Origin of the sequence: Streptomyces sp. NPDC001599 (assembly GCF_042893535.1) — a bacterium.
Taxonomy (GTDB): Bacteria; Actinomycetota; Actinomycetes; order Streptomycetales; family Streptomycetaceae; genus Streptomyces.
The window spans coordinates 133,837-150,872 of the sequence record NZ_JBIAVA010000015.1 but is presented as its reverse complement, the minus strand read 5'-3'; the positions used below and the strand labels follow the sequence as shown (position 1 = coordinate 150,872).

Annotated in this window: 22 protein-coding genes and 1 tRNA gene; 19 read left to right on the top strand and 4 right to left on the bottom strand. The window is 68.7% G+C overall.

The window, feature by feature from the left end; genetic code table 11:
* Positions 1–29: 29 nt before the first annotated feature.
* Positions 30–857 (bottom strand): glycerophosphodiester phosphodiesterase, encoded by an 828-nt coding sequence (locus ACFYZ3_RS30925; protein WP_388524514.1) that lies wholly within the window; start codon positions 855–857, stop codon positions 30–32.
* A 262-nt stretch (positions 858–1,119) separates the two neighbouring features.
* Here ACFYZ3_RS30925 and ACFYZ3_RS30920 point away from each other — a divergent pair, with 262 nt between their 5' ends.
* Complete coding sequence (locus ACFYZ3_RS30920; protein WP_388524511.1) at positions 1,120–2,676, top strand: S1C family serine protease; 1,557 nt, start codon at positions 1,120–1,122, stop codon at positions 2,674–2,676.
* 127 nt (positions 2,677–2,803) lie between these two features.
* Here the strand turns inward: ACFYZ3_RS30920 and ACFYZ3_RS30915 are convergent, their stop codons facing one another.
* Positions 2,804–3,697, bottom strand: coding sequence for an NADP-dependent oxidoreductase (locus ACFYZ3_RS30915; protein WP_388524508.1), 894 nt, complete (start codon positions 3,695–3,697; stop codon positions 2,804–2,806).
* Between the two features lie 71 nt (positions 3,698–3,768).
* Here ACFYZ3_RS30915 and ACFYZ3_RS30910 point away from each other — a divergent pair, with 71 nt between their 5' ends.
* Together ACFYZ3_RS30910 and ACFYZ3_RS30905 are read left to right on the top strand one after the other, a co-directional pair.
* Positions 3,769–4,359, top strand: coding sequence for a TetR/AcrR family transcriptional regulator (locus tag ACFYZ3_RS30910; protein ID WP_388524505.1), 591 nt, complete (start codon positions 3,769–3,771; stop codon positions 4,357–4,359).
* A gap of 63 nt (positions 4,360–4,422) precedes the next feature.
* A tRNA-Ser gene (locus tag ACFYZ3_RS30905) sits at positions 4,423–4,507 on the top strand.
* 154 nt (positions 4,508–4,661) lie between these two features.
* On the opposite strand, the gene ACFYZ3_RS30900 is transcribed toward ACFYZ3_RS30905, so the two are convergent.
* Positions 4,662–5,420: a GntR family transcriptional regulator gene (locus ACFYZ3_RS30900; RefSeq protein ID WP_388524503.1), complete on the bottom strand. Its 759-nt coding sequence runs from the start codon at positions 5,418–5,420 to the stop codon at positions 4,662–4,664.
* A 79-nt stretch (positions 5,421–5,499) separates the two neighbouring features.
* Here ACFYZ3_RS30900 and ACFYZ3_RS30895 point away from each other — a divergent pair, with 79 nt between their 5' ends.
* The 6 genes from ACFYZ3_RS30895 (at position 5,500) to ACFYZ3_RS30870 (ending at position 9,191) form a co-directional block, all read left to right on the top strand.
* Positions 5,500–5,778, top strand: coding sequence for a hypothetical protein (locus tag ACFYZ3_RS30895; RefSeq protein ID WP_388524500.1), 279 nt, complete (start codon positions 5,500–5,502; stop codon positions 5,776–5,778).
* A gap of 12 nt (positions 5,779–5,790) precedes the next feature.
* Positions 5,791–6,102 (top strand): hypothetical protein, encoded by a 312-nt coding sequence (locus tag ACFYZ3_RS30890; RefSeq protein ID WP_388524497.1) that lies wholly within the window; start codon positions 5,791–5,793, stop codon positions 6,100–6,102.
* A 199-nt stretch (positions 6,103–6,301) separates the two neighbouring features.
* Positions 6,302–6,526, top strand: a complete 225-nt coding sequence (locus tag ACFYZ3_RS30885; protein WP_388524495.1) for a hypothetical protein — start codon at positions 6,302–6,304, stop codon at positions 6,524–6,526.
* A gap of 8 nt (positions 6,527–6,534) precedes the next feature.
* Positions 6,535–7,266, top strand: a complete 732-nt coding sequence (locus tag ACFYZ3_RS30880; protein WP_388524616.1) for a GntR family transcriptional regulator — start codon at positions 6,535–6,537, stop codon at positions 7,264–7,266.
* Complete coding sequence (locus ACFYZ3_RS30875) at positions 7,263–7,562, top strand: hypothetical protein (protein ID WP_388524492.1); 300 nt, start codon at positions 7,263–7,265, stop codon at positions 7,560–7,562. The genes ACFYZ3_RS30880 and ACFYZ3_RS30875 overlap by 4 nt, the downstream gene beginning before the upstream one ends.
* A 321-nt stretch (positions 7,563–7,883) precedes the next feature.
* The gene (locus ACFYZ3_RS30870) at positions 7,884–9,191 is read left to right on the top strand and encodes a hypothetical protein (RefSeq protein ID WP_388524489.1); all 1,308 of its coding nucleotides are present in this window, start codon (positions 7,884–7,886) and stop codon (positions 9,189–9,191) included.
* A 346-nt stretch (positions 9,192–9,537) separates the two neighbouring features.
* Here the strand turns inward: ACFYZ3_RS30870 and ACFYZ3_RS30865 are convergent, their stop codons facing one another.
* The gene (locus ACFYZ3_RS30865) at positions 9,538–10,002 is read right to left on the bottom strand and encodes an NUDIX hydrolase (RefSeq protein ID WP_031186072.1); all 465 of its coding nucleotides are present in this window, start codon (positions 10,000–10,002) and stop codon (positions 9,538–9,540) included.
* Between the two features lie 18 nt (positions 10,003–10,020).
* Between ACFYZ3_RS30865 and ACFYZ3_RS30860 the strand changes: the two genes are divergently transcribed.
* From ACFYZ3_RS30860 to ACFYZ3_RS30815, 10 genes are all read left to right on the top strand, one after another.
* Positions 10,021–10,800: a GntR family transcriptional regulator gene (locus tag ACFYZ3_RS30860; protein ID WP_388524486.1), complete on the top strand. Its 780-nt coding sequence runs from the start codon at positions 10,021–10,023 to the stop codon at positions 10,798–10,800.
* A gap of 139 nt (positions 10,801–10,939) precedes the next feature.
* The gene (locus tag ACFYZ3_RS30855) at positions 10,940–11,296 is read left to right on the top strand and encodes a hypothetical protein (protein ID WP_003950171.1); all 357 of its coding nucleotides are present in this window, start codon (positions 10,940–10,942) and stop codon (positions 11,294–11,296) included.
* 3 nt (positions 11,297–11,299) lie between these two features.
* Positions 11,300–12,655: an FtsK/SpoIIIE domain-containing protein gene (locus ACFYZ3_RS30850; protein WP_388524483.1), complete on the top strand. Its 1,356-nt coding sequence runs from the start codon at positions 11,300–11,302 to the stop codon at positions 12,653–12,655.
* A gap of 82 nt (positions 12,656–12,737) precedes the next feature.
* Complete coding sequence (locus ACFYZ3_RS30845; RefSeq protein WP_388524480.1) at positions 12,738–13,391, top strand: DUF2637 domain-containing protein; 654 nt, start codon at positions 12,738–12,740, stop codon at positions 13,389–13,391.
* A gap of 32 nt (positions 13,392–13,423) precedes the next feature.
* On the top strand, positions 13,424–13,615 hold the full coding sequence (locus ACFYZ3_RS30840; RefSeq protein WP_388524477.1) for a mobile element transfer protein: 192 nt from the start codon (positions 13,424–13,426) through the stop codon (positions 13,613–13,615).
* Between the two features lie 11 nt (positions 13,616–13,626).
* Positions 13,627–13,782 (top strand): hypothetical protein, encoded by a 156-nt coding sequence (locus ACFYZ3_RS30835; RefSeq protein ID WP_361463234.1) that lies wholly within the window; start codon positions 13,627–13,629, stop codon positions 13,780–13,782.
* 23 nt (positions 13,783–13,805) lie between these two features.
* Positions 13,806–14,123 (top strand): SpdD-like protein, encoded by a 318-nt coding sequence (locus ACFYZ3_RS30830; protein WP_388524474.1) that lies wholly within the window; start codon positions 13,806–13,808, stop codon positions 14,121–14,123.
* An 89-nt stretch (positions 14,124–14,212) separates the two neighbouring features.
* The gene (gene repSA, locus ACFYZ3_RS30825; protein WP_388524471.1) at positions 14,213–15,610 is read left to right on the top strand and encodes a replication initiator protein RepSA; all 1,398 of its coding nucleotides are present in this window, start codon (positions 14,213–14,215) and stop codon (positions 15,608–15,610) included.
* Positions 15,604–15,822: a helix-turn-helix domain-containing protein gene (locus ACFYZ3_RS30820; protein ID WP_030403155.1), complete on the top strand. Its 219-nt coding sequence runs from the start codon at positions 15,604–15,606 to the stop codon at positions 15,820–15,822. The genes repSA and ACFYZ3_RS30820 overlap by 7 nt, the downstream gene beginning before the upstream one ends.
* Positions 15,822–16,997, top strand: coding sequence for a tyrosine-type recombinase/integrase (locus ACFYZ3_RS30815; protein ID WP_388524468.1), 1,176 nt, complete (start codon positions 15,822–15,824; stop codon positions 16,995–16,997). The genes ACFYZ3_RS30820 and ACFYZ3_RS30815 overlap by 1 nt, the downstream gene beginning before the upstream one ends.
* The last annotated feature ends 39 nt before the right edge of the window (positions 16,998–17,036 follow it).

Sequence of the window (17,036 nt, the reverse complement as noted above, 5' to 3'; positions counted from 1 at the left end):
GGGCCGCCGGGTCAAGAGCCGTGGACGAATCAGCGGCCCAGGTGGTCCAGGACCGCGCGCGGCCGGTTGGTGATGATGGCGTCCACGCCCAGGTCGGAGCAGAGATCCACGTCGGCGGTCTCGTTCACCGTCCATACGTGCACCTGGTGACCGGCCCGCTTTAGGCGCTCGATGTACGCAGGGTAATTGCGCACGATGCGCATCGAGGGGCCCGCGATCCGGACACCCGCGGGCAGCCGCCCGTCGCGCAGCCGGGGCGAGACGAACTGCATCAGATAGACCGTCGGCAGCGTCGGCGACGCGGCCCGCACCCGGTGCAGCGACCGCGCCGAGAAGCTCATCACCCGCACCGGGGAATCCTCGGCCGAGTCCGGGTCGTCGAGTCCGAACCGCTTCAGGAGCAGCAGCAGCCGCTCCTCCACCTGCCCCGCCCAGCGTGTGGGGTGCTTGGTCTCGATGGCCAGTTCCACGCGCCGCCCCGCGTCGGCGACGAGTTGGAGCAGGCGCTCCAGGGTCAGGACGGAGGTCTCCTCCCGGTCCTCGGGCCGGTGCTCCCAGTCGGGCTGCTCGTCGCGCGTGCGCCAGAACTCCCGGGTCCGGCGGGCGCCGAAGTCCAGGGCGGCGAGATCGGCGAGCTCGAGTGCGGACACCGCACCGCGGCCGTTCGACGTACGGTTGACGCGCCAGTCGTGGACGCAGACGAGGTGGCCGTCGGCGGTCAGGCGCACATCGCACTCGAGGGCGTCCGCCCCGTCCTCGATCGCCTTCCGGTAGGCGGCCAGCGTGTGCTCGGGCGCCTCCTCGGAGGCACCGCGATGGGCGACGACCTGAATCCGGTGCTGCCGTGCGTGGGTCACCGCGTCATGGTGCCACCGCGGGCGGGTAGACGTGCCATCGGCGGAAACGACAACGTGTCCGTTTAGTCTTGGATGACCTGTGTAAAGGACGGTCGGGGACCCACAGCAACCGCTTATGGTGCTCTGACGGCCCGTGGGAAAAGCTGATGGCATACGAAATCACCAGCACATCCGCATCGCGCCGGACCGTGGAGCAGCGCGTGAGCGTGGCTGAGCGCGACCAGGGTGAGCGACAACCAGCCGTGGAACGAGGAGAGAAGCTGTGAGCACCGAGAACGAGGGCACCGCGGTACCCCCGGCCCCGTCCGCACCTCCCGTGCCGGTGGATGCTCCCGCTGCCTCCGCCCAGCCCCCCGCGCCGCACGCCCCGCACCAGCCTCCGGCCGCCACCCCCGAGGCCCCGGCGGCTCCCCCCGCCCAGGCCCCGGACCCGGCGACCCACGGCTCCACGGCCCCCGACGCCTCGTGGCCCCCGCCCCAGCCGCCCGGCACCCCGGCGCAGCCGCCCGCCGCCCCGGCGCAGACCCCGACGTACGGCGCGGGCGGGGACAACGGCTTCGGCGACGGCAGCAGCGACGGCAGCGGCGGCGGCAATGGCAATGGCTTCGGCGAAGGCCCCGGTGAAGGGGCCGGCGGCGGAGCGGGCGGCTGGGGTGCGGGCGGCTGGGGCGCCGCGTACCAGCAGCCCGCACCGAAGCCGGGCCGCGGACGTGGCGGTGTGCTCGCCGGTGTCCTGATCGCCGCGCTGGTCGCGGGCGGCCTGGGCGGAGGCCTCGGCTACACCCTGGCGAGGAACAACGACGACAGCGGCTCCACGACGGTCTCCGCCTCCGACACCGGCGGCTCCGTCAAGCGCGACGCGGGCACCGTCGCCGGCGTGGCCGCCAAGGCGCTGCCCAGCACGGTCACCATCCAGGCCGAGGGAAGCAACGGCGAGGGCGGCACCGGCACCGGGTTCGTCTTCGACAAGGAAGGCCACATCCTCACCAACAACCACGTGGTGGCGGAGGCGGTCGACGGCGGCAAGCTCAGCGCGACCTTCCCCGACGGCAAGAAGTACGACGCCGAGGTGGTCGGCCACGCCCAGGGCTACGACGTCGCGGTCATCAAGCTCGAGAACGCCCCCTCGGACCTGAACCCGCTCCCCCTCGGCGACTCCGACAAGGTCGCCGTGGGCGACTCGACGATCGCCATCGGCGCTCCCTTCGGCCTGTCCAACACCGTGACCACCGGCATCATCAGCGCCAAGAACCGCCCCGTGGCCTCCAGCGACGGCAGCGCCGACAGCAAGGCGTCGTACATGAGCGCCCTGCAGACCGACGCGTCGATCAACCCGGGCAACTCCGGTGGCCCGCTGCTGGACGCGCAGGGCAACGTCATCGGCATCAACTCCGCGATCCAGTCGACCGGCAACGGCGGCTTCGGCACCGGCCAGGCGGGCTCCATCGGCCTGGGCTTCGCGATCCCGGTCAACCAGGCGAAGTTCGTCGCCCAGCAGCTGATCAAGAGCGGCAAGCCGGTGTACGCGAAGATCGGTGCCTCCGTCTCCCTGGAGGAGACGACGAACGGCGCCAAGCTCACCGAGCAGGGCGTGGGCGGCTCCGACCCGGTCGAGAAGGGCGGCCCCGCCGACGACGCGGGACTCAAGCCCGGTGACATCATCACCAAGCTCGACGACCGGGTGATCGACAGCGGTCCGACCCTGATCGGCGAGATCTGGACCCACAAGCCCGGCGACGAGGTCACCGTCACCTACGAGCGCGGCGGCAAGCAGCACACCGCCGAGGTCACCCTGGGTTCGAAGCTCGGCGACGACTGACGCCGCGTTCCGCATCCATCTCGCCACCGGGGGGCCGGCCCCCCGGTGGCGAAGTGCGTTCAGCGGGGCAGGGTGCGGGGGGCAGGGGATCCGGGCCGCGGGACCGGACCCCGCACTCCGGGCAGGCTCAGACGACGACGACCCGGCGCCCGCGCGTGTGTCCGGCCTGACTGTCGACGTGCGCGGCGGCCGCCTCCGCGAGTGCGTACGACTTCTCGACCGGGATGTGAAGCTTCCCGCGCGAGATCAGGTCGACGGCCTCGGCGAGCGCCGCCGGCACGCTACCGGCCACACCGGAGAACCGGACGCCGAACTCGGGCGCCCCGAGATCGGCGATGCTGACGACCCGCTCCGGACTCCCGGTCAGCTCGACCAGTTCGCGGATCACACCCGAACCGGCCAGATCGAGAGCGGCGTCGACGTCGCCGAGCCGCCGCACCCGCTCGACCCAGCCCTCGCCGTACGTCGTGGCGACGGCACCGAGGTCGCGCAGGTACTCCTGGTTGGCGGCACCGGCCGTACCGATCACCCTGACGCCGCGCTCGCGGGCGATCTGCAGAACGGCCGACCCGACTCCCCCGGAGGCCCCGCTGACCAGCAACGTCTGCCCCGGCCGCACACCGACCTCCCGGATGACGCGCAGCGCGGTCTCCACCACGGAGGGGTACCCGGCCGCCTCCTCGAAGGACAGCCCCTCCGGCATCCGCGCCCAGGCCCCGAGCACGGCGAACTCGGCGTAGGTGTCGGCGCCCTCCCCGAAGACCCGGTCGCCGACCCCGACCCCGGTGACCCCCTCGCCGACCTCGTCCACCACACCGGCGGCGTCCAGCCCGACCCCGGAGGGCAGCACGACCGGATGCGCCCCCAGCACCTGCCCCTCCCTGACCCGCCAGTCGACGGGATTCACCCCCGCCGCCCGCACGGCGATGCGTATCCGACCAGGCCCCGCGTGGGGCTCCTCGGCGTCCACCAGCCGCAGGACGTCCGGACCGCCGAATTCCTCGAAGCTCACTTTCTTCATGCGGCCGACCGTAACACTAACGGATAGTGTTTCATAACGGTTACGGTTTCCTACCTGCTAGCCTGCGCGTCATGACCGTGCAGCAGTCGGGCCGCCGTGAGCGCAAGAAGGCCGCGACCCGCCAGAAGATCGCCGACACCGCGCTGCGACTCTTCCTGGAACGCGGGTACGACGCGGTGGGCATCCGTGACGTGGCCGCCGAGGCCGACGTGGCCGTCACGACGCTCTTCTCCCACTTCGCCTCGAAGGAGGCCCTGGTCTTCGAGCAGGACGAGGACTTCGAGCACCGCCTCACGAGAGCGGTCACCGACCGGGCGCCGGACGAGCCGCTGATCCCCGCCCTGCGCCACGAGATCCTGGCCCTGGTCCGGCACTGCACCGCGGACAGCGCGGCCCCGATCTGGCGCATGATCGACGCGTCCCCCGCCCTGCGGAAGTACGACGACTCGGTCCGCCTGCGCCACGCGGAAGCCCTGGCCACGGCCATCGCCGCCGACCCCACCCTCACCCGGAGCGAAACCGCCGCCCGCACCCTCGCGCGGTTCGTGATCGACGCCTACTCGCTGTCCCGCGAGGCCCCCGACCCCGAGGCCGCCCTCGACGAGATCTTCCCGATGATCGAGGCAGCCTGGGCCGCGGCCCGCCCTCCCCACCCCACGTGAGCCCCGCCCGCCGGACGGGGCCGGTAGGCTGTACCCGCTCCGCCCCGGGCGGGACGGCGCGCGGGTGGGTTGCCCGAGCGGCCTAAGGGAACGGTCTTGAAAACCGTCGTGGCGCAAGTCACCGTGGGTTCAAATCCCACACCCACCGCAGTTGTTGACGGCCCCTGACCAGGCGTTACGGTCGGGGGCCGTCGCCATGCGTGCTACCCGCCGAACACCGCCGTTCCCCGCGATTTCCCGGCCGATCGGGCACGGAAGGGGCACGGCTGGGGCATGCCTGATGGGCCCTGCCGCCTGGTCGCCTATGCCCGGCTGATCGGAATCTCGTACACGATCTCGCAGTGCGCGGCGGGCACCACGATGTCCGCTGTTTCGACAGGCCTACCGTCGTCGCTGTAGTACGTCCGTCGGATGTGTGTGACCAGTGCGGCCTTCTGGATGCCGAGTAGCGACGCCTCCTCGGCGGTCGCCTGCCTGGGCTCGGGCTGCTCCACGGCGTGGCTGACCGTGATGCCGATCGCGGCCATGCGGTTCACGACGCCCGCGCCTGCGTGTGGTCCTCCCTCGGGAAGAACGACGAGAGTCCCGGCGGTGAGGTCGTACGGCTCCCAACTGGTCGAGAGCTGCACGGGCCTGCCGTCGGCCAGGAACTCGTACGCGGTCCTGACGCACAGCTCGCCCTCGGCGATCCCGAGTCGGGCGGCGATCTCCGCCGGGGCCGGCACCTTGGCGTCCGTTCTGCTCTCCCAGTCGCCCTGCCTGCCGACGGCCTTCATGTCCGCCCGGAACGGTGACACTTCGGGCTGCTCGCGCGCCGACGACCGCACCACGCGCACGCGTTGCCGGGGCTCGGCGACGTAGGTGCCCGAACCGGCTCGGCCCTCCAGCACGCCTTGGGAGATCAGCAGCTCCTGAGCTCTGCGGATGACGTTCTCGCCTACGCCGCACTCCTGGCCGATCTGCGCGCGGGAGGGAAGCCGGTCCCCCGGTTCCCACACGTGCTCCGCGATCCGCTGCCGTAGCTCGTCGGCGATGCGGAGATAGGGCGGCTGCTCAGGCATATGGAAAATCTAGTCCACTAGCTCTAATCTAGTTAACTAGCTTCACTCAAAGTGATCGCCGAGTGACGGAGGCTTCCCTGTGCCCGCTTCGCGAGTGAGCGCGGAGGCCATCGCCGCTCGGTTATCGGCGGTCGGGCTCACCACACGCGTGGAGGAGCACGACCGGAGTACGTCGGTCGAGGCGGAGGTGCCGGAGTCGCTCTCCGCCGAGTTTTGGCGGGAGGTCCTGGAAGTCGTGGCGGAGGCTGATCGATTCGGGCTTCACGCCACCAGCTTGAACGGCCGCACCCTTTGGGCGGTCGTACGCAAAGCGGCCCCCACGACGGGCGATGTCGGGGGACCGAGCTATCAGCGATAGGAGCTGAGCAGCGTGCTCAACCGTATCCGTGGTGCCGTCTCGCTCGCCAGAGCGCGGTACTTCCCCAAGGGCAGGCATCGCCGCGCCTTAACGCCGTTCCGAACGGCTGTGGCGGCGCCTCCCGCGTTCGCCGTGGAACCGCCGGCCGTCCCGGAATGGATGCCGGACACCGCTGACCGCCTTCACCTGCTCCTGGGCGAGGACAACGTGCTCGTCCGTCCGTACGTGCTGGCCTGGGAGCGGCAGCATGCACGCCAACGCTCGGTGGTCGTGGCGCCGCGACTGTCGGCTGAGGCGTTCTCGGCTCTGGCAGGTGTTCGCTGATGCCTGCTCGTCAACCCCTTCACGTTTCGGAAGCCGCGGCTGCTGCCTACCGGTCGACCGCATGCCGGGTCGGCACTCACGCAGCCTGCGCGGAAGCGTCGTCATCTCATGGACCGGTCGACCTGCCGGTGATCTACGAGACGTGCGCCTGCCCCTGCCACTCTGTGCCGGACCACTCCACGCAGCTGGCGGTGAAGCGGTGAGCAACTGGGCCCCCGGGAGCGCGCTGGCATCCAACGTCGAGATCACGGCCGCCACCGTTCTGCGGGGCGACATCATCCAAGTTGGTGGTCGGGCATGCCGGGTGAGTGACCTCTTCCAGCTTTCCCAGGGTGCGAAGCAACTCCTGTTCGAGTCGGGAGAACTGCTGACCATGAACGGGCGGACCCGGCTCGTCGCCGTGCGGATGATGAGAAGGCGGTGACGCAGTCCATGACGTCTCGCTGCCTCTTCGTCGCTGACGACCTGAGACAACAGATCACGACCGGCCGCCTCGGGCCTGGTGACCGGCTCCCGTCTGAGTCCGCCCTGGCGGACCGGTACAAGGTCAGTACGGCGACATTGCGAAGCGCGCTCGCGGTTCTCCAGAGGGAAGGCCTTGTCGAGAAGATCCACGGCAAGGGCAACTTCGTCCGCCGCCCTCTGCGCAAGATCACGTACGTCGGTGGGTGGGGCACGCTGGATCCTCGGACCGCCGCAGACGTGAACCTGCGCGTGACAGTCCGCACTACCGCGATGCCCGCGCGGGGGCACCTGGCAGAGCTTCTGAAGGTGGACGACGGAGACCCGCTGACCGAGTTCTTCCATCTCAGCTATGAGGGCGAGTCTCCACACAGCCTGGCCCGCATCTACCGACCGCGAGATCTGACCCCGACCACTGCGCTCGCCGACCGGACCTCAGGAGCGTGGGCGGAGCCCAGCTTTTCTGTGCCGGACCCGCCGCCGGCCGAGGTTCACGAGACGGTGTCCGCCCGACTCCCGACCCCGGATGAGGCGTCAACCCTACGGATCAACACGGCCTCCGCCGTTCTCGCGATCGCTCGTGTTGCGGCAGACAACAGCGGGCGAGTCGTTGAGGTGGCGCTGCTCGTGTTCCCTGGGGACCGTGTCGACGCCGTCTTCAGCACCCACCACGTGATCGAAGAAAGGCAGGCGCACAGATGACACCGCAGAACGAACTACGACTCCTCCCGTGGTCGGGCCCCGACGGTAAGCCCTGTTACCTGAGCACCGATGACAGGAGCGGCTACATGTCCCGCCTGGCGGACAACATCGAAGCGGTACAACTCGGGATGGCGGCTGACCTCATGGAGCACGTGTCGGCAGTACTCGTCGACCGGGACACCATCCCGGAAGACCTGCGCGGCATGTTGACCGAACTGACCGGGGCCCTGCGAGACGTGCTCCGCGTAGCAACCAGCCGCGGTCACCTCCTGGCCGTGGGCGAACTCCAGCCCTGAAGAGGGCCAGGCAAGAACACTCCTCAGGTGACGCCCCCTCGGTCAGCACTCTGAAACCCGTCCACTGACCACCCCTTCCGCTGACCAGCGGACCTGACAAAGCCCACGGATCTGACCAGCTCAGACGCCGTGGGCTTCTGTCGTTATCAGTCAGCGTTGGCTGACCTTGGACGGCCCGAGGACGGCCCAACGCTCGCGCCAGTAGGTCTTGTCCTACTCGTGCCGATCTGCGAGACAGGATTTGTGATGCACAGCAACCAGCTCGCTTGCCTGACACGGAACGTGTCTCCCTTGTAACATCAGACCTTTGGGGAGGGGCACATGGACTTCTGGCAAGGGTTGGGATTCGGAAGCAATCCGTACGTGGTTAAGCCTCTACCGTCGAACGCTGATGGTAGAGAATTGCTTGTCGGTAGAAATGTCGAACTTCGATCCTTACTGCGCAGGATCGAAGAGGGGGACACGCATGTCGTCCTCGAAGGGCCGAACGGGGTAGGAAAGACGAGCCTGGTCGCAGTGGCTGCTTGGGTTGCAAGCGATCGCTTTCGAAGAAGAGAGACGACCCAGTTGTATCTCTCCCTTCCTGAGGCGTTGCAAATCAAGGAGGACGCTTCAGAATTTATCAGTGATTGCTATTTTGCGGTCGCTCGGGCTTTCCTCGATAACGAGGAGGTTCTTAAGCGAGCAGGCCGGAAGGTGCCAAAGACTAAGGACATCAAGGCATGGCTTGAAGCTCCGGTCTTGAAGGGGCGCGGTCTAACTATTTCCTCCCCCTTCGGAGGCGGTGGGCTAACGGGCAGTGCGGCGGCGAATGGCTCGGCAGGCTTCTCTAATGCCGGTTTTAGAGCCACCATCAGGACATGGCTGCGCGATGCATTCCCTGAGGGAACCGGTGGGCTGGTAGGTGTCATCGATAACTTGGAGCTTCTGGAGACGTCCGCCGCTGCCCGACGCCTGCTCGAAGAAATCCGTGATCCGATTCTTCAACTGAGCGGGATGCGGTGGGTCCTATGTGGTGCCCGCGGGATTGCGAGGAGTGTGGCGACCACGCCTCGCCTGAATGGCGTACTGTCAGACCCTATCGAGATCACCCCGGTCGCTGATGAATTCATTCCGCACCTGATTCAGACCAGGTTGCGCCATTACTCCGTAAGAGCAGACAGTAAGGCGCCAGTTTCTGCCTCGTCTTTTGAGCATGTATACGAGGTCACTCATAAGAACCTTCGCGACTCATTGAGGCATGCGCAGAGCTTTTCGCAAGTTGGCGAGGCCGAGTTTTTCCTGTCCAAGACGGAGCGTGAAATAGCCGAAGAGTTCACTCAATGGCTTGAGGATGAAGCAATCAAGCACGAGGCTAGCGCTAAAATGCAACCTCGCACCTGGACGCTCCTTGAGGACCTGGCGTCATTCGGAGGGACTTGTTCGCCTAGCGATTACGAACAATTCAACTTCAATGACCGTGCGCATATGCGGAAGAACGTAGTCGAGCTTGAGAGATACGGCTTGGTCAACAGCAGTAGGGATGAAGATGACCAGAGACGTCGGTCAATCGAGATCACTTCGAAGGGATGGCTGGTGCACTATGCCCGTTCCGAGGGGCTGAGCTCGCCTGCTATCCCGGGTACTTGATCGGAACCCATTGTTGATGCCGAGGTCGGCGGAGCGGCTTTGGGCTGGAGCTGCTTTGGGGCGAGTGATCTTGGCCCCGTAAGCTGATGGCGAGTCGGGCAGTCAGTGGACCTGCCCGTTAAAGCACGACGTTGGGGCCAAGATCTTAGAGGCTCGCCCCAAAGTGGCTGCCTAAAGCCGTGGAGCCGACCGCCCCAGCCACAGAGGGTGTCTCCCCACTTCATGCCCGCAGCCGCCGAGCGCGCCGCCGGGCGCGGCCAGCCGGGGCGAAGACAGGAGGCAGGCCGCGCCGCAGAGGCGGCGCGCGCCCGCGCCGTGCGCGGGCCTTGATGAAGTAGGGAAAGTCTTATCCCGCTGGGATGAGGTGCTTGCCGTCGTGGCTTCGTACGTGGGGGCCAGCCCCGTCTAGGGCGTCCAGGAGTCTGATCGCGTAGACCTCGGCCATGCGGTCGCTGACCTCGTCGGGTGTGAGCCAGGAGACGGCTGTGGACTCGCTTGAGGTGCGTTCGGTGCCGCCGGAAGGCTTGCAGCGGAAGACCAGGGCGACGATGCCTCGGGTGGTGTTCTTGTAGACGCCGGTGAGTTCGTCGACCTCGACGTGGATGCCGGTCTCTTCCCAGACTTCGCGGGCTACGCCGGCCTCTGGGGTCTCGTTGAGTTCGAGTACGCCGCCGGGGAGTTCCCAGGTGCCGTTGTCGGCTCGGCGGATCGCCAGGAGGCGGCCGTCTTCGCGCACGACGACTCCGGCTACGGATACGGAGTGCAGGGGCGTCGACGTTGCTTCCTGTGGTTGACTCATGTACAGGAGCATAGGAGGCAGAGAAGGACTATGGGAACTGCGGTAGAGGGGGGCAGGTCCGGGCCTCGGTACGTGCAGATCGCGGACGACATCGTGCGGCAGATCCGTGCGGGTGTGCTCAAGCCCGGTGACATGGTGCCGAGTGAATCGGAGCTGGTGGACCGCTACGGCGTGTCCGGGGGCACGATCCGCAAGGCCATGGTCGAGGTGCGGGCGAGCGGGCTCGTCGAGACCCGGCACGGCAAGGGCTCGATCGTGAAGGACCGGCCGCCGGTGCGGCACCGTTCCTCCGACCGCTTCCGGCGCTCGCTCCGCCAGGGCGGCAAGGCGGCGTACCTCGCGGAGTCCGCGCAGTCCGGCGCCACGGCCAAAGTGAGCGTTCTCTACATCGGTCCCATGGAGGCTCCCGCGGATGCCGCTCAGCGGCTGGGCGTCCCCGCCGGCACTCAGGTGCTTGCCCGGCGGCGCCTCTACTTCCGTAACGGCACCCCGGTCGAGACCGCCTCCTCCTACCTCCCGTGGGACGTCGTCAAGGACATCCCCGAGCTGTTCGCCGAGAACCCCGGCGGCGGTGGCATCTACGCCCGGCTCGAAGACCACGGGCATGAGTTCGCGGAGTTCGTCGAGACGCTGCAAGCGCGGCCGGCCTCCAAGGCGGAAGCGTCCGAACTGGCGCTGAGTCCGGGTGCGCCGGTGGTTCATCTGATCCGGGAGGCCCGTACGACGGCTGGGGTCGTGGTGGAGGTCTGCGACACGCTCATGGCTGCTGACCAGTTCGTTTTCGAGTACCGGATCCCTGCCGCCGACTGACGCTCGCTCAACTTATCGCAACCCGTCGTGACTTCGATGCCGCGGCGGGTTGACTCATGTACAGGAGTGATGCACTCTTCTCCATGTCACTCATATACATGAGTGACAGAGTTCAGCATCTGTAGAGGAGTGTTCCGCTGTGCGTCAGATCCCCGTCGACACCTCCGCCGCGACCGTGATGGTCGCCAAGACCCCGCAGCCCAAGGTGCGTGACCGCCGTACCGGCGAGATCGCCACCGACGCCGAGACCGGCGCGAAGCTGATGACCGTGGACGTGATGTTCGCGGCCAACGACGAAGTCGAGATCCTGTCCGTCACCGTCCCGGAGACCGGCATCTCCGGTGACCTGACCATGGGCACCCCGGCCGCGCTCACGGGGCTGGTCGCCCGGCCGTGGGAGAACGAGTTCAACGGCCAGAAGCGGCACGGCATCGCCTTCCGCGCGGTCGCCGTCACCTCGCTGGCCACCACGGGCACGGGCTCGAAGGCGGCCTGAGCCATGACGTGGCCGACGGTCTTACTGCTGGTGGTCGTCGCCGCTGCGGGTCTCCTGCGGTGGCGGCGTCCCGCCTGGTACTGGATGACCTTCGGGGTCGCCTTCGCTGTCGTGCGCGTCCTGGTCCGCTACGCCTCCGTCATGGAGGCCTGCGGGCTGACGGTTCCGCCCTCGTGCTGGCGCCTCATGCTGGCCCGGATGGCCAACCGTCCGTCACCGGAATCCCGTGCGCCGCGCATTCTGCGGCTGCGGCCCACCCACACTGGCCTGGTCCTCCGGCTCAAACTCCGTCCGGGACAGGATGCTTTCGACGTTGCCGCCGCCTCGGACCGGCTGCGCCATTCCTTCGGGATGTACGGCGTCACCTCCCGTGAGCTGCGCTCCGGTGTGGTCGAGATCCGGATGACCGGCTACGACGTGCTCAAGCGGGTGCAGATGCCGACGAAGACCGACACCCGGCCGATGCGTGTCCCGGTCGCGCTGCGGGAGGACGGGTCGGTGCACTACCGCGACTACCGCGCCGTCCCGCACGGTCTGACCCTCGGCGCTACGGAGTCCGGCAAATCAGTCTATCAACGCAACCTCGTCGCCGGGCTCGCCCCGCATGACGTCGCGCTGGTCGGCATCGACTGCAAGCAGGGGGTCGAGCTGTTCCCGCTGGCCCGCCGGTTCTCCGCGCTTGCCGACAACCCGGATATCGCGCTGGAGCTGCTGGAGGCGCTGGTGTCCCACATGCAGGACGTGTATCAACTTATCCGCGCCGAGCAGCGGATCAGCGTTGCCGTGCCGGATGCGGAGATCGCCGCCGACATCTGGGACCTGCCCGAGGACCTGCGGCCGGTGCCGGTGGTCGTCCTGGTCGACGAGGTCGCTGAACTCGCGCTCTTCGCCAGCAAGGAGGAAGAGAAGCGCCGGGACCGGATCATCACCGCCCTGGTCCGCCTCGCCCAGCTCGGCCGCGCGGCCGGCGTCTACCTGGAGATCTGCGGGCAGCGCTTCGGTTCCGAACTCGGCAAGGGCATCACCATGCTCCGCGCTCAGCTCACCGGCCGCACCGCCCACCGCGTCAACGACGAGACGTCCGCGAACATGGCCTTCGGCGACATCGCCCCGGATGCCGTTCTCGCCGCCATCCAGATTCCCGCCGAGACGCGCGGTATCGCCATCGCCGGGGACTCCACCGGCGGCTGGCACCGCATCCGCGCCCCGCACACCACGCTGCGCCAGGCCGTGAACGTCTGCAACAAGCACGCCGACCGCACCCCCGAGCTGCCCGCCCTCGCGCCCTTCCGGCCCGCGGTCGCTCCGCTGCCCTCGGCCCGCGTGCCGCTGTCCAAGACAGCCCCCGCCACCGCCTGACACCCCCCTCCCACGGTCGGCGCGACCGTCCTTCGCGCCGGGTCCCTACCCCTGCCATGCCTGATCACAGGAAGGAGCCGTGATGGCCCGCCCCGCTCTCCGCATCGACGCCGTACTCATTCAAGCCGTCATCGCCGGGGCGCTGTCCTTCGCCCACCTCCACGACCTCGCCGCCGCTGCCGGACAGACCGGCTGGAAAGCCTGGGCCTACCCCGTCTCGGTCGACCTGCTCCTGGTCGCCGCCTGGCGACGGCTGCGCGCCGATGGGCCGTCCCGGCTGGCCTGGTGCTGGTTCCTCATCGCCCTGGTCGCCTCGCTCGGCGCCAACGTCGCCACCGCCGGGCTCCTCGACCTCGGCGACGTCCCGCCTTGGCTGCGCATCCTCGTCGCGGCCTGGCCCGCCCTGGCCTTCATGGGCGGCACCCTCCTCACCCACTCACCCGCGGCCCCCGCCCCGGCTCCGCCGGCGCCCTCCGTCCCGGCTCAAGACTCCGCGCCCGAAACGGCTGACGCTGAGCCGGGCCCGGTGCCTGAACCCCCCGTCGCCCCGCAGATCGAGGAAACCCCTGCCTTGCCCACAGCCGTGCCGGTCCCGGCCGCCCTCGTGGACCACGCCCGCAAGGTCGCCGACGACCACCACGCCCGCACCGGCGACCCGATCGACACCGACACCCTCCGCGCCCGCCTCGGCGTCCCGCCTCACCTCGCCGACGCCATCGCCGCCCAACTCACCTGACCCGACCGCACCCCGACAGGAGACCGGCTGACATGCCCGCCCGCGACTTCTTCCACTCCGTCATGCGGATCGGCCCCGTGCAGATCGGCACCCACCGCGACTGCCGGGGCCAGACCAAACACGCCGCCGTGTGCACCAACGACCGCTGCGGCTGGTCCGCCGACTACTCCAGCCAGTCCGCCGCACAGCTCGCCGCCCGCACCCACCGCTGCCGCGTCAGCTAGGAGGCCACCCGATGGACGTCCCGCTCTGGCTCGCGCTCCTCGCCGTCGGCTACCTCGGCGTCAAGCTCATCCGCCCGCCCTGGTGGCTCATCGCCGTACTGCTCCTCGGCGGCTTCCTCCTCGCCGACAGCGTGCTGGCCCCCGTCGTCAATGGCTTCGTCAAGTAGCACGACCCGAAGGGAGAACACCGATGCTCCGCCCGAAGATCCCGACCAACCCCACGCCCGCCGGCCACCTCACGCCGCCCGTGGTCGTCGAGCCGACCGCCGTCGTGCCGAGCGTGCAGGTTCCGCCTCCTGCTCCGGTCGCTCCCGCGCCGACCCGGCCCACGGTGCAGCTCACCCCCGGCACCGCCCTCGCCCTCGTCGGCGGCGGAACGGCCGTCGTCCTGGTCGTCGGCGCCGTGCTCGTCTCGCTGCTCCTGGCCGTCGCCATCACAGGCGCCTCGATCGCCGTCTGCGCCCTGGTGATCCGTTCCCTCGTCCAGGCCGACGCCAAGCGTCGCTGACCGGCCCCCGGGCGGCCTCGATACCGCCAAGCATCCGCCGCCCGGGCGCTGTCCCCAACCGATCTCACAACCGGAAGGAAGCACCCAGCATGGCGCACCGCGCCCCGACCGCGCACGCCCCGCTGCTCGACCCGATCACCCTCGGCGACCTCCTCCGCGTCGCCTCGGCCCCCGACTACAGCCGGTGGGAAGACCAGATCCGCCGCACCGGCGGCTGCTCCGACCCCATCCACCTCACCGGCTGGACCCTCCACAAGGACAAGACCACCGGCGAGACCCTGCACCACTACACGACCGCCGTTGAGCCTGGTGGACGCCTCCGCCTCGCCTGCGGCAACCGCCGAGCCTCCCGCTGCCCCTCCTGCGCCTGGACCTACGCAGGCGACACCTACCACCTCATCCGCGCGGGCCTGGCCGGAGACGACCGCCGAGACGTCCCGGCCACGGTGAGGGATCACCCGCGCGTTTTCGCCACGCTCACCGCTCCCTCCTTCGGTCCGGTCCACAATCGGCCCGACCACGGCACCTGCCGCTGCGGCACCCAGCACGCCCCGGACGCCACGGAACTGGGGACTGCCCTCGACCCCACCACGTACGACTACGCGGGCGAAGTCCTGTTCAACAACCACGCCGGGCAGCTCTGGCAGCGCTTCACCACCCGCCTGCGCCGCGAACTTGCCGCCCGCGCTGGCCTCACCCGCCGAGAACTCACCGACCGCGTTCGTGTCTCATACGGCAAGGTCGCCGAGTTTCAGAAGCGCGGTGCTCTGCATTTCCATTCGGTGATCCGGCTCGACGGGCCGGATGGACCCGGAACGCCTCCGCCTGCCTGGGCAACGGTCGACCTCCTCGCCGAGGCCATTCACGCTGCTGCGGCGCACTCCTACACGTCCGTCTCCGTCCCGGCCGCCGGGGACCAACCGGCCCGGTCCTTCCACTGGGGCACACAGCTCGACGTCCGCCCGGTAAAGGCCTTCGGCGACGGCTCCGACATCACCGAACAGGCCGTCGCCTCCTACGTCGCCAAGTACTCCACCAAAGCCGCCGAGAACACCGGCACCCTCGACCGCCGCATCGGCGAACTCGCCGAACTCGACCGCCACCAAGTCCCGGATCACACCCGCCGACTCATCACCGCATGCCGCGACCTGGACCGCCTCTACCCGGACCGGCGCCTCTGGGCCTGGGCTCACATGCTCGGCTTCCGCGGCCACTTCTCCTCCAAATCCCGCCGCTACTCCACCACCCTCGGCGCCCTCCGCCAGACACGCGCCGACTACCGCGCCGCCCAGGAACACGCCGCCCTCGCCCTGGACGACCGCGAGCCGGACACCGTCCTCGTCCTCACCAATTGGCAGTACGCCGGACACGGCCACAGCCCTGGTGAATCCGTCCTCGCCGACACCATCGCGCGCGGGCTCCAGACCAATCGTGAGACTGCCCGCGACGCGTTGGCCGGACTGGCCGCAGACGAGGGGGAGTGGTGACTGTGGACCGGCTCCTCACCGTGGACCAGGTCGCCGAACGCCTTGGTACGGGGGTGCGCTTTCCTCGACGCCTCATCGAGGAGCGCCGCATCACCTTCGTCAAGGTCGGCCGGCACGTCCGTATCCCTGAAACCGCCGTAGAGGCGTACGTGAGCGCCAACACCGTGGAACCGATCCTCCTGCGGCCCACGGGACTTAGGAGGGCTGCCTGATGGCTGGCAAGCGCAAGTCCCGCCGGGGCTTCGGCCGTGTCCGCAAGCTGCCGTCCGGCCGATTCCAAGCTCGCTACCCGGGGCCTGATGGTGTGCTGCGTCCTGCGGACCGGACGTTCGCCACGACCACGGACGCGGACCGCTGGCTCATGCGGAAGCGCATCGAGATCGAAGAGGGGCGCTGGCTCGACCCGGCCGAGGGGCAGACGACCGTTCGCGACTGGGCGGCTCGCTGGCTCGCGGCCGTGTCGCCTCAGCTCAAGCACAAGACTCAGGCGTCGTACCGGTCACTGATCAATTCCCTGATCAATCCGGCACTTGGTGATCGTGAACTCTCCAGCCTTCGGCCCATCACGGTCACCGAGTGGGTGGGGGCGATGCGGACCAAGGGGCTCAGCGCCTCGCGCATCCGGCAGGCGTACCGGGTGCTGTCGCAGATCATGCGCTCTGCCGTCGACAACGACATGATCCCGCAGACGCCGTGCAGGGGCGTAAGGCTGCCTCGGATGCCGCAGACCGAGCCGCACATCCTCACACCGCTGGAAGCGTCGCGGATCGTCAAGGGCGCGACCAAGCCGCATGACCTGCTGATCGCGCTCCTCGCGTACGCGGGTCTCCGGGTGGGCGAGGCGTTCGCCTTGCGGCGCGTGGACATTGACGTGTCCGGGGGTTTCGTCCTGGTCGACGAGAACCTCGCCGAAGCGAACGGCACGCTGATCTTCGACACTCCCAAGTCGCATCAGAAGCGACTGCTCCGGGTGGGCCCGTCCCTCGCCAAGCGGCTCGGCCGGCACCTGGAGACTTTGTCCGGCGGGGATGACGCACTCCTCTTTACGACCCCCGGCGGCAAGCCTCTGCGTTACAACCAGTGGCGCAAGGCGTACTTCGATCCCGCTGTGGCCGCGGCTGGGCTGACTGACGTCACCCCGCACGATCTGCGTGCCTCGCACGGCACGTGGGTCGCCGACCGGTACGGTGTGATGACAGCCGCACACCGGCTTGGCCACTCGAATGCGAGCGTTACCACCAGGCACTACGCCCGGCCAGTCGTGGGTCGTGATGATCAAGTGGCCGAAGCTGCGGACTCGTGGCTCAATGGGCGAGAGCACAGGCAAGGAACGCACGCCGGCTACAACGATGACGACAGCTGCGGTGAAGTACGCTCACCCATTTGATACCTCGGAAGGGGTGTCTCGTGCTGCGTGGCACCCCTC